Consider the following 12777-nt stretch of genomic DNA (forward strand, 5'->3'; position numbering starts at 1 on the left):
CCTTATTTACTGATTTTCTTACTTAGTTTATCCTCGTCTAGAAAATCTATTCTAATAAAGTAAAAGTAAGCCTAACATCATTCCTAAAATAGTAGCAATGGTTGTCATACGACCATTCCATATTTTCTTAGATTCAGGCAAAAGTTCTTCACATATAATATAAAGAATAATACCTGCTGCAATGCCTAATCCAGTACTTACTAAATTTTCACTCATACTACTTAAAACAAAACCACCTACGGCACCAATCCCCATACATATACCTAATCCCATTGCAATAAATAACATTTTAGATAACTGTATTCCACCTTGTTTAAATGGAATAGATAGTGCAATTCCTTCTGGCACACTATGTAATGCTAAAATCAGTGTAAAATGAAAGATGGATTCGTTATCCACATTGCTAATGGTTCCTAAAGCAAAACCTTCTGGCAAGTTATGCAAAGCAATACCAACTGCTAGAATAAGTCCCATTTTGCTTAAAGGACTGTTTTTTTTACCTAGCCGTTTTTGAATTTCTGGTACAAAATCATCTAGTAGAGTCCCTAATAAGACACCCATTATAATCCCTACAAATACTAAATCAATCCTACCTTTTTCTAAAGCTTCTGGTAAAATATCAAAACAAATCATAGCTAACATTAAACCTGATGTTCCACCAAAAAGCATACCTATTAAACGTTCGTTTTTAATGTGAAATAAATAGAGTAATAGAATCCCAAAGCTAAGACCACCACCCTCTGCTAATAGCCCTAAAGTGCCAACTCTCACTAATTCCATAGCTTATCCCCCTTATATGCAAAAGGGGATTATCTTCCTTATACCCTACTAGATAATCCCTCTAAAATCATTTTATGGAACAAGCTCTTATTTAGAACTACTATTTTTTATTCTTCTATTCTTTGTACACCTATACCAATTAATCCTGGTCCTGTATGTACAACAAGTGCAGGTGTAATTTGCCCTTCTACCATGATTTGAATATTAGGTAGTACTGCTTTAAGCTCTGAAACAATCTTATCAGCTTCTTCCTTTGCACCACCATGCATGACCGTTAAATTATAACGTTTATACTTCTTAGCAAATGCCTCTGCTAGCTCTGTTGCTTTCTTTAAAGACTTATTTCTTCCTCTTACTTTTGTAACAGTATAATAAATGCCATCTTCATTACAAGATATAATAGGTTTAAGATCAAATGCTGTTCCTAGTAGAGAGGCTACAAGACCTATTCTGCCTCCCTTTTGTAAATATTCCAAAGTTGAAACGCAGAAAAATAACTTCGTATGTTCTACATTCTCCATTAAACGCCTACAAACCTCTTCATAGCTCAAACCTTGGTCTAAAAGCTGTCCCGCTAATATAGCACTAAAACCAGCACCTATCCCAATATTTTTAGTATCAATCACTGTGATAGTAAGTCCCTCAAATTCTCTAGCAACACTCGATACCATACTCCATGTATTACTTAAGCCACTAGAAATCGTGACAGCAATCACATGAGTATAACCATCATCTTTAATTTGTTTAAAAGTATTCATTACTGTCTCTGGGCTAGGTAAAGAGGTTGTAGGTATTTCATCATTAAAGCGTTCATATACTTCTTCCGGAGTAATATTCACTCCATCATAATATTCCCCTTCTTTGTAAATAATCATAAGTGGCATAACATATATATGATAACGTTCTTGATATTCTTTTGGTACATCTGTACATGAGTCAACTAAAAGTGCGATTTTATTCATAGCTCCTCCTCTAATTCTAAAAATAATTTTATCTAGTTTTTAATACTATATTAAATTATATTACTTATAATGTCAAACCATTTTTAATACAATTGACATTGTTTTAGTTTTATGATAAATTCATCCTATTAGGGAGGCTGGATTAATAATGGATTTTGAAACTTCTGATCTAGTTCAGGATATGATTCTTTTTCATTGTCCTCGTTCTAGCGAATTACCACATCTTGATCTTTATATGGATCAAGTTATCAGTTTTATTAACGAAACCTTAAACTGTTGCTATCTAGATGCAGATGATAAAATTTTGACACCTGCCATGATTAACAATTATGTGAAACAGGGTATTGTTTCTCCATCTAAGAACAAAAAATATACAACACATCATTTAATGTATTTAATTGTAGTTTGTGTGTTTAAAAAAATGCTTAGTATTCCTGAGATTTGCGCTTTAATCCGCATTCAAATTCAAACTTATCCAATAGAGGTAGCATATGATTATTTTTGTGTTGAATTAGAAAATGCTTTAAGGAATACCTTTTTGCAAAAAGAAGCGCTCATGCCCGTTGTTGCTACTAAAGAAACTGACCAAACACGTCTTTTACGTAGTACAGTTTTAGCTTTTGCTAATAAACTTTATATCCAAAAATTCATTCAATATCATGAACAATATATAATTACAGAAAAAAATGAGTGCTAACCTTGTTTGAGGTAAGCACTCATTTCTATTTTATTCGGTGATATCTACTGGCATAGCCACACTTTTTACATAATGATTCCACGGCCGTTCTCTCCGAAAACCCTTTATAAAGAGCTGTTGCTCTGGGGCTATTAATAATATCTTCTAAAGATGTTTCAAAAATATTCCCCAAGTTAATATGACCTTCACTATCTAAACAGCAAGGTACTACTGTTCCATCTACTAAAATACCTATTTGGTCTCTAAGTCCATAACAAAAAACCTCATCTCCCAAATGCTCTTTGTCTTGATCTGGCCACTCAAATTTCTTCGCCATATTTAAATAAACTTGTTTTCTTAATTTAATACCGTTTTTTTGTTTTAAAGCTTCTTTAATATCTATTTCAGCTTCTAGACCATTTTGAAGCTTATCTAAAATATGTTGGTTGAGCTCATTTTTACCTTTTAATAATTCATCATCCATGTTCCATAAACGGATACTACAAATAACCCTAGTAGATGCTATCATCCTTAATATAAACTGAATAACTGTATCTAAATACTCATCTATATTTCTTACTTGTTTATTTCCCTCAAAGCTATGAAGTGAAATGTTAATTTGTCTTAAAGCAGGTGATGCTAAAAGAATATTTTCAACCTTCTTTAATAAAGTACCATTAGTGGTCAAATTGACTTTAAGCCCTGCTTGCCTACTTAGCTCTAAATAAGTCCTTAATTCTGGATGAGTAGTTGGCTCTCCCATTAAATGCAAATAAATATAGTCTGTATAGGGTTTAATAGTCTTTAAAATATGTTGAAACTCTTCTACTTCATTATATTTTAAAGTTCTCTTTGTTTTAGGACAAAAATCACAGCTTAGGTTACAACTATTTGTAATTTCTATATAAACCTTTTTAAAGCGCTTCATATTCGCCTCCTTTGTTTTAATCTCCCCGTAATATCTTATTGTAGTCTTTTTATACTGAACTGAAAAGACCTTAAAATGATTTACTTGAATAAATTTCCAAATATAATATAACCTCTTCTCCTTAGCCTCCTTATTAACAATAGATCATTTTTTCTACTCAATAAAAAAAGTCTCTATAAATAAGAGACTTTTTTTATGTCAATGATCCTTTTTAATAGCTTTATGCTTTTCTAGATTGTTTAAGTATACCACTTACTACATCTGAATCATGACCTTTTCTATACGCTTTTCTTTTATTTCTTGAATTCTAAAAGTTAAGCCGTCATAAACAATGGGTTCCTTAGGAATTTCTTCCGGAATATAACCCAATGCATCTACAAGTAGACCACTTAAGGTTTCATAATTTTCGCAAGCCATTTCTAAATTTAATTTATCATTTAAATCTTTAATAGCTATCATACCAGATACTAAGTAGGTATTTTCTCCTTTTTGCTGAATAACTGGTTCTTCTTCATCATACTCGTCTTCAATATCACCCATTACTTCTTCAATTAGGTCTTCAATAGAAACAATACCTGAAAAACCGCCGTATTCATCAATTAAAACTGCTAGATGTCTTTTACTTCTCTGCATTTCTTTAAATAACTTATTAATATGCTTTGTTTCTGGAACAAAATAAGGCTCTCTTAAAATGCTCCTTATATCTATATGTTCAAAACCACTCTTTTTAGCTTCTATTATTAAATCTTTCATATACAAGATACCAACAATATGATCAATATCACCTTCATATACAGGAATACGCGAATAACGCTCTTGCAATAATTCGTCTAAATAGCTCTCAAGTGGCATTTCACTATTAATTAAGTAAACTTCTGTTCTTGGTGTCATGACTTCATTCGCTAGCTTAGCTTCTAATTTAAAAATACTATTTATCATTTTATTCTCTGTTTCATTAATAACACCTGTAGCATGTCCTTGTTCTACTAAAGAACTAATTTCTGCTCTAGACAGAGTTTCTCCACCCTCTGATTGCTCCATGCCAACTAATTTAACAAGTAAATGAGTGGAACCTGAAAGTAACTTAATAAAAGGCCTTGCTACTTTAGACATGAATACTATAGGCCTTACAGTAAATCTGGCAACTGCCTCTGCATTTTGTAATGCAATTTTTTTAGGAAACAATTCCCCTAGCACTAAGGTGATATATGACAAAATAATAGTCACACCTATTAATGCTATTTCTTCTCCATATGAGATACCAAGTCCTGTTAAATAGCCTCCTAAACTTTCTGATATACCTGTAGCAGCTGATGCACTACTAAAGAAACCTGCTAAAGTAATTCCCACTTGAATAGTCGATAATACTTTTGTCGGCTCTTCAATTAAATCTAATAATAACTTTGCTTTTTTATCCCCTTTTTCTGCTTGTAAACTAATACGGCTCTTATTTAAGGATACCATGGCCATTTCTGCGGCGGCAAAAAAAGCATTTAATAAAATAAGAATACCAATTAATATAAACTGTGAAGTCATATAAAGGGACTCCGGGTCACTATCCATAACTACCTCCTAAAATTTTAATACATATATATTACAGCATATCCCTACGATAGTGAAGCATTTTTTAATGAAATTTAGACTTTTTAACAAAATCTTTATACTCATTTTTGAAAATGAATAACATATAAAAAGTGTATTAAGCTAATATATAGCTTAATACACTTTCACATAAATGGTTGAGGAACACACCTATGCTAGCTATTTTAAGGTTCCATACCTTCAATCAAAGTTCCCTTATAGTATATAGCAACACCATTATTATAAGAGAAATCATTACTTTGATCATAATTTGACCAGTCAGATTTAGTTACACGAGCTTGTAAAAGGAATTTACCATTGGTTACAAATGGGATACGGCTTGTTGGTTTAATAGAAATATAAAATTCGCCATTACCTAAATCCACAACCTTTTTATCTAAATCAGAGTTTAAAGTAACATACCATGGAGATACATTCATTTGAAGCGCACTATGATCACACCAAATCGTTTGTGACAGTGTTGTTTGCTCTGTGAAGTAATAACGAATCTCAAATTGTGATAAATCCATTTCTTCACCTGTATTGGTTACTTCTAAATTCATATTGACGCTGTTTCCTATGGCCGCAGTTTTGTTCTGTGTGACTTTAACCGTTTGTGTTACTTCCTTAACGGGTAATTTTACTTTAACAGCTACTTTTTCTGAAACTGCAACTTCACCCTTAGCATTAGTAGCTTTGGCTACAACATAATAGGTTTTTAATTCTTCCGATGAACTTACTGTATCCGTAGGAACCCAATTTACATCATTACCTGTTCCTACAAGCTTATCATCAACATAAAATGCTATAGTTGCCGTTTCTTCATTTTTAACTTCTGCACTTAATGGAATACTTGTACCTGATACACTACAATCAAATACTTCTCCACTTTGTGGACTCACTACATTTACAGTCATCTTTTCTACTACAGGTAATTTAACTTGAATGATTACAGGTTCAGATGTCTTAGTCTTACCTGCCGAATCTGTCGCTTTCGCTACTATCGTATAATCAACTAAACCATCTGCATTAGTCGTTGTACCTGATGGTAAGAAACTTACTTCATTACCTTTCCCCATACTTGTACCATCTACAAAAAATTCAACCGTATAAGTATTAGCATTTTCAACAGTAGCAGCTAATGGTATAGGTGAATAACTTGTACTACAATCAAAGACATCACCTGCGCTAGGTGTAGTAACTGATACTTTCATTTCTTTGACATCTGAATTCACAAATAAAGAAGCTGGTAATTCATCTCTTGTTAAAACATAACTATGATCATAGTATTTCTTTAACATATCTAAACTTGTATATTGTTCTGTATAATCATAAGATCCTACCCAAGGCACAACAAATTCTCCTCCCCAAGTACAATTCCATAACCAAGGTATACCATCCGCTACTAAAGTATCAGGATCCATCAGCACACCGTTTTCAGACATTGTAATAATTTTATTCATTTCTGTATAATCATAAGCTTTTAAAAACCCATTGCTTTGTGAATCATAGTCTTTCTTATTGGCATAAATATCTTCGCCAATAATATCCACATATTCATCACCTGGGTACCAATCTTTATCTTGTGCATTCCAAACCCATATTAAATTATTAATGCCATGGTAGTTTGTTAATCTGTCATACATTAATGTCCATAATTCTTTGTAATTATCAGCACCTGCTGCTCCCCACCAGAACCAACCACCTGATGCTTCGTGTAAAGGTCTCCAAAGTATAGGTACATTAGCTTCTTGAAGTTTTTTAAGTTCTACCGCAATTGCATCAATATCTCTTATGAGAGTTATGTACTCTTCTGAATTATGATTAGACATTGCTTTACCTAAATCATAAGTTGTATTCTTAGTATAGAAACCGCCCCACTTCTTATCTTCATCTGTAGAAGCTCCTATAGGAGATTGCCAGTGCCAACAAAAAGTAACTAATCCTCCTTGCTTCCACCACTCAATGGCTTTTTCTGTATCCTGTCCTTTATTACATCCTAAAGCAACTCGTGATGGAGAATAATCGCTAAAATCTAACCCAATAATAGCAGGATATTTTTTAGTTTGATTATAAATCGCATCAATTTCTGTATATTTGGTGGTATAAGCAAATTGACCGGATAAAATATTTTCACCATAAATACTTGTCAGATATGTCATTAATTTTTTAGTAGCTTCTGTGGCATTAGGATTAATGAGTTCATCTGATACATCTGTATTAATATTAATGGCTCCAGCTTCTTCTAACTCAATGTAATCGAAAAGTGTCCATCCCCAAAATCTCGAAATACGTATTTTATTTTCACCTGCATTTAACTTAATGGCGCCCACATTCATAAGCTCAAATGCATTATTAGATGTAAAAAGTCCACTAAAGGATTGTCCACCATTAACAGTAATTGTTTCTTGTTTCTCACCATAAGGTGCACAGTAGTTAACATACAAGTTATAACGACCTGCTTTAGGGACAGTAACAGTAAACTCTATATAGGCATCAGATGTATCCATACCTGCTACATATCCATCTCCAGAATAACCTTTGTAGCTATTATCCCCTAATCCTACATTATGAAGCGTTGCTTCTTCTGCTTCATATTTAATCTTATCGTCTGTAGCTGCATAAAGAGGTACTATTCCATTAATCCCCATCATTATAGCTAATGCCATTGAAAACTTTTTCATTTTCATAACTTTTCTCCTCTCTTTCTTCCTCATACGCTATTTTTCTTGTTTTAATTTAGATAAAGACCCTATCTCATACTTCTTTTCTCATTATAACTGAACTCTTTTGCTCCATCTTGCAAAATGTCCCATATGTCATTTATACTTGTATAATATGTAAAAGTAGACTTATACCAACAAAAAAGAACATTACTATTAACAGTAATGTTCTTTTTTGTTAGTTATTCATTTGTAACTGCTTTTAATTTATCTGTTTGGTCTACTGTTGTTAAAGTAGAAATAATTTCTTCTAAGTCACCATCTAGAACTTGCTCTAATTTATGAAGTGTCAAACCTACACGATGGTCTGTTACACGCCCTTGCGGGAAGTTATAAGTTCTAATACGTTCACTACGGTCTCCTGTGCCCACTAAGCTTTTCTTCTCTGCCGCCATTTCAGCATGTGCTTTAGCTTGCTCTAAGTCGAAAAGTCTTGTACGAAGAATTTTAAGTGCTTTTTCTTTATTCTTAAGCTGAGATTTTTCATCTTGACAGTAAACCATAAGTCCTGTTGGTACGTGAAGTGCACGTACAGCAGAGTCTGTAGTATTAACGCATTGTCCACCATTTCCTGAAGCTCTACATACATCAATACGTACATCATTCATATCCAATTGTACATCTAGTTCTTCTGCTTCTGGCATAACAGCTACAGTTACTGTTGAAGTATGAATACGTCCACCTGACTCAGTTGCAGGGATACGTTGGACACGATGTACACCACTTTCGTATTTTAGTTTAGAATAAGCACCTTGCCCTTTGACCATGAAAATAACTTCTTTAAAACCACCAATTCCATTTTCATTTAAAGACATAAGTTCTGTCTTCCAACGATGGCTTTCTGCATAATAGCAATACATACGATACAGCTCTGCTGCAAATAGCGCTGCTTCATCACCACCAGCACCACCACGGATTTCCATAATGACATTTTTGTCATCATTAGGATCCTTTGGTAAAAGTAAAAGCTTAATTTCATTTTCAAGAGGCTCTACACGTTTTTTGTTTTCTGCAAGCTCCTCTTTAACAAGTTCTCTAAAATCATCATCTAAGTTATCATCTAGCATCATGAGTGCTTCATCAATTGCTTCTAAAGTTGCTTTATATTCTTCATATTTCTCAACGATTTCTTTTAAATCACTATGCTCTTTCATAAGCTTTTGCCATCTCTCTTGATCTGCAATAACTTCTGGTTGACTAATCTGGTCTCCGATGATGTGATATTTATCTACTAATTCTTGTAATTGATCAAACATAGTACACCTCTTTTTTATTGATTGATTACTTTTTATATCCTTAAATTATTTATCTATTAATTCATAAACCATCTTGCTGTAATGACGCGGTCATTACCAGACAAATCTGGTAAGAGTTTAACATCGCTATAACCTTCTTCTTTGAGTATAGTTGTTACCGCTTTACCTTGATTATATCCTATTTCATAAGCAATAACGCCACCCTTTTTTAAATAGCTTTTAGCTGCTTTTGATATGCGTTTATAAAAACTTAAACCATCACCCTCATCTGTTAAAGCCTCACGTGGTTCATGACCTATGACTTCTATCATTAATGTCTCTACCTCTTCCTTTGAGATATAGGGTGGATTAGAGACAATTAAATCTACCTTTTCTTCTTCGGCATAATTCTCTAAGACGTCACTCTTTAAAGTATATATACGCTTTTCTAAATCATGCTTTTGAATATTATGTCTGGCTACCTTTAATGCTTCTTCTGAAATATCAATAGCACACATGGTTAGTTCTTTAATATAATAAGCTAGTGTTATGCTAATACACCCGCTTCCTGTACCTATATCTATTCCTCTCTTAAAAGAAAAAGTCTTATTTTGCTCTAATAATTCTTCTATCAAAGTCTCAGTATCTTGTCTAGGAATAAGTACATGCTCATTGACCTGAAATTCTAATCCCATAAATTCTTGAGTACCAGTAAGTTGTTGAAGTGGAATGCCACTACTACGCTTTTCAATAAGTGATTTATAAATCTGCTGCATTCCCTCATCTAACCTCTTTTGCCTTTCTAGTAACAGCTGTGTTTCATTAAAAGCCAAAACATATTTCATTAAAAGCTTTGCATCTATAGCACTATCTGGCCTACCTTTTTCATCTAGAATTTCCTCGCCCCACTTCATCCATTCAAAAATAGATTGTGGGTTACATAGGCTCATGTTTAAAAACTCCTTTTACAGCTGCAATAGCTACTTCAATTTGTTTATCATCTGGTTCAGCTGTTGTAAACTCTCTTTGAAGCCACATACCTGGCTTACTTAGTAAATTAGCCAATTTATTTTCAGGCTTTAATCTAGCCCATCTAATAAATTCATAAGAAATACCTGCAATAACAGGCAACATGCCAATACGAATAACGGTTCTTATCCATACACTTTCTGTTGTAAAAACACTATACACGAGAATACTCACAATCATTACTACAAAAAGAAAGCTGGTTCCACAGCTTTTATGTAGTCTTGTACAACCTTTTACATTTTCCACATTAAGTTCTTTATCTTGTTCTAAGCAGTTAATGCATTTATGCTCTGCTCCATGATATTCAAAGGTACGTCTAATATCTCTCATTTTGCTAACAAGTTTCATATACCCTAAAAATAATGTAATACGAATGGCACCTTCAATTAAGTTTTGTACCACTAAGCTAATATCAATAAAACGCTTAAGTAATGCACTTAAAAGCATAGGTAATACCATAAATAATCCGATAGATAGTGCAAAAGAAAGCACCATCACAAGTGCCATGATGATCTTCTCACCTTTTTCACCTAATTTATTGGATAACCATATTTCAAACTTACTAGGAGTCTCCTCAACTTCTTCATCACCATAAAGTTCTGCTGAATAGTTCAGGGTTTTTACTCCTAAAATAAGGGATTCTATAAAAACTGCTACCCCTCTTAAAAGAGGCCATTTAAAAATCTTTACACGCTCCATAATGCTTGTTGATTTTTTAGAATCTACAACAATGTCACCGTCGGCTTTTCTTACAGCTACTGCATAATAGCTTTTTCCTTTCATCATAACGCCTTCTAATACAGCTTGACCACCAATATTTACTTTCGCCATCACCTTACCTCCTTATCCTAAAATATCTTTCTATTTATATTGCATTCTCTATTATACATGAATACCTGTGATTTTTAAATAAACAGAGTTCTTATTTCCGATAGTCATTTTCGATTTAAAATTCAGAAATCTTTATTCCTAGACGTAGTAACCTTTACTCTTATCTGAAAAAATAGTGTATGATGGATACTAGTTACTGGATAAAGAAAAAAAGGGTTGAGACCATCCTCTCAACCCTTGATCGTGATATTTACATACCGAATTTTTTGTTGAATTTATCAATTCTACCTTTAGCTGCTGCTGCTCTTTGTTTACCTGTATAGAATGGATGACATTTTGAACATACTTCAACGTTGATAGATTCTTTTGTTGAACGTGTTTCAATAACAGTCCCACAACCGTTGCAAGTAACAGTTACTGCTTCATATTTTGGTTGGATTTCTTTATTCACTAAAATTCACCTCTTTCATGACACTGTTCTATGTTAATTTTAACTCTAGCAATTTTGTGACAACATGGGTATTATATCATGTCCCATATCTGTTTGCAAGTAGCTTACCTATAATTCACCGGAAATTTACGTACTTTTTTTCATGCGTTCTACAAATTCTTTGTTACTTGTATAACGTAGCATAGAATTAATAAGATTCTCCATTACCTCTGATGTATGATTACGACTTAAATCTTTACGAATATTATAAACCACATTCATTTCATCAGATGTTAAAAGTAAATCATCACGGCGTGTTCCTGATTTGTAGATATCAATAGCAGGAAAAATACGTCTTTCTGATAAAGAACGATCTAGTACAAGTTCCATATTACCTGTTCCTTTAAACTCTTCGAAAATGACATCATCCATTTTACTTCCTGTTTCTACTAAAGCTGTACCTAAAATCGTTAAGCTACCACCATTTTCAATCTTTCTAGCTGCTCCAAAGAATTTTTTTGGCATATGAAGCGCTGCAGGATCAAGTCCACCTGAAAGTGTTCTTCCACTTGGTGGAATGGTTAAATTATAAGCTCTTGCCATACGTGTAATACTATCTAATAAAATGACTAAATCTTTTCCTTGCTCCACCATTCTTTTAGCACGTTCTAATACCATTTCCATAACTTGTTTATGATGTTCTGGTGGTTCATCAAAGGTAGACGCAATTACTTCTACATCTTTTCCTTGAATAGAACGCCTAATATCCGTTACCTCTTCCGGCCTTTCATCTATTAGGAGTACAATCAAGGATACATCTGGATGATTGTAGGTAATCGCATTAGCGATTTGCTTAAGCAAAATGGTTTTACCTGCTTTAGGTGGTGCTACTATAAGCCCTCTTTGCCCTTTTCCTATAGGTGCCATTAAATCAATAATACGCGTAGATAGAATATCTGACTCTACTTCTAATTGAAGTCTCTCTTTAGGAAATACAGGTGTAAGTGTTTCAAAGTTAGGGCGATACTTAGCCTTTTCAGGCCTGTCCCCATTCACTTTATGCACATACAATAAAGCCCCTGCTTTCTCGCCTTCTTTAGGCTTTCTCATATCTCCTTCTATCCAATCACCCGTTTTTAAATTAAAACGCCTGATTTGAGAAATTGAAACATAAATATCATTTTCACCGCGCATAAAGTTTTGAGATCTTAAGAAGCCATAGCCATCTGCCATAATCTCCAAAATACCTGCTCCTGTCATACGATCACTTTTTGATAAGTGGGTAACCTCATTGTTATCTTGAGTCAGCATGGGTTCTTCTGTTTCTTCTGTCGGTATTATCTGCTCTTCTATAATCTCTTCGACGATCACTTCTTCTGGCTCAACAAAAGAGGAGTTATTATTATTTAAGCTAGCCACTAACTCACTTTTGCGCATTTTATTTATATTTTTCATGCCTAGCTCCTTAGCCTTTGTTCGAAGCTGAACTAAGGTCATTTCTTCCCAATCACTCATTCGTTAATAACTCCTTTGATTTAACTATTTATCACTTTTCTTCTTAGTGTATCATATCCCTAGGTTTTTTTTCAAGCACACCCTGAA

At 33.5% G+C, this 12777-nt stretch carries 11 protein-coding genes; 1 reads left to right on the forward strand and 10 read right to left on the reverse strand.

Annotated features, from left to right (window positions below; all coding sequences use genetic code 11):
• Window positions 1-51 precede the first annotated feature (51 nt).
• Both QTL86_RS09485 and QTL86_RS09490 read right to left on the reverse strand, forming a co-directional pair.
• The gene (locus QTL86_RS09485) at window positions 52-780 is read right to left on the reverse strand and encodes a ZIP family metal transporter (protein ID WP_013656658.1); all 729 of its coding nucleotides are present in this window, start codon (window positions 778-780) and stop codon (window positions 52-54) included.
• A gap of 107 nt (window positions 781-887) precedes the next feature.
• Window positions 888-1742 carry a DegV family protein gene (locus QTL86_RS09490; RefSeq protein ID WP_127066285.1) on the reverse strand — a complete coding sequence of 285 codons (855 nt, stop codon included), beginning with the start codon at window positions 1740-1742 and terminating at the stop codon, window positions 888-890.
• A 148-nt stretch (window positions 1743-1890) separates the two neighbouring features.
• Between QTL86_RS09490 and QTL86_RS09495 the strand changes: the two genes are divergently transcribed.
• A complete protein-coding gene (locus QTL86_RS09495; RefSeq protein WP_127066284.1) occupies window positions 1891-2439 on the forward strand; it encodes a DUF1836 domain-containing protein in 549 nt (182 codons plus the stop codon).
• Window positions 2440-2464: 25 nt separating this feature from the next.
• Here QTL86_RS09495 and QTL86_RS09500 read toward each other — a convergent pair whose 3' ends face one another.
• The 8 genes from QTL86_RS09500 to rho form a co-directional block, all read right to left on the reverse strand.
• Window positions 2465-3346 carry a radical SAM/SPASM domain-containing protein gene (locus QTL86_RS09500; protein ID WP_127066283.1) on the reverse strand — a complete coding sequence of 294 codons (882 nt, stop codon included), beginning with the start codon at window positions 3344-3346 and terminating at the stop codon, window positions 2465-2467.
• A 255-nt stretch (window positions 3347-3601) separates the two neighbouring features.
• On the reverse strand, window positions 3602-4909 hold the full coding sequence (locus QTL86_RS09505; RefSeq protein WP_127066282.1) for a hemolysin family protein: 1308 nt from the start codon (window positions 4907-4909) through the stop codon (window positions 3602-3604).
• A gap of 203 nt (window positions 4910-5112) precedes the next feature.
• The gene (locus QTL86_RS09510; RefSeq protein ID WP_410497068.1) at window positions 5113-7617 is read right to left on the reverse strand and encodes a glycosyl hydrolase; all 2505 of its coding nucleotides are present in this window, start codon (window positions 7615-7617) and stop codon (window positions 5113-5115) included.
• 215 nt (window positions 7618-7832) lie between these two features.
• The gene (gene prfA / locus QTL86_RS09515) at window positions 7833-8906 is read right to left on the reverse strand and encodes a peptide chain release factor 1 (protein ID WP_013656652.1); all 1074 of its coding nucleotides are present in this window, start codon (window positions 8904-8906) and stop codon (window positions 7833-7835) included.
• A gap of 56 nt (window positions 8907-8962) precedes the next feature.
• A complete protein-coding gene (gene prmC / locus QTL86_RS09520) occupies window positions 8963-9835 on the reverse strand; it encodes a peptide chain release factor N(5)-glutamine methyltransferase (protein ID WP_127066280.1) in 873 nt (290 codons plus the stop codon).
• Window positions 9822-10745: a DUF1385 domain-containing protein gene (locus QTL86_RS09525; protein WP_410497069.1), complete on the reverse strand. Its 924-nt coding sequence runs from the start codon at window positions 10743-10745 to the stop codon at window positions 9822-9824. Before QTL86_RS09525 ends, prmC begins: the two co-directional genes overlap by 14 nt.
• A gap of 250 nt (window positions 10746-10995) precedes the next feature.
• Window positions 10996-11196 (reverse strand): 50S ribosomal protein L31, encoded by a 201-nt coding sequence (rpmE, locus tag QTL86_RS09530; protein ID WP_013656649.1) that lies wholly within the window; start codon window positions 11194-11196, stop codon window positions 10996-10998.
• Between the two features lie 126 nt (window positions 11197-11322).
• Complete coding sequence (gene rho, locus QTL86_RS09535) at window positions 11323-12690, reverse strand: transcription termination factor Rho (protein ID WP_127066278.1); 1368 nt, start codon at window positions 12688-12690, stop codon at window positions 11323-11325.
• Window positions 12691-12777 lie beyond the last annotated feature (87 nt).

The organism is Cellulosilyticum sp. ST5 (assembly GCF_046529625.1).
Taxonomy (GTDB): Bacteria; Bacillota; Clostridia; order Lachnospirales; family Cellulosilyticaceae; genus Cellulosilyticum; species Cellulosilyticum lentocellum.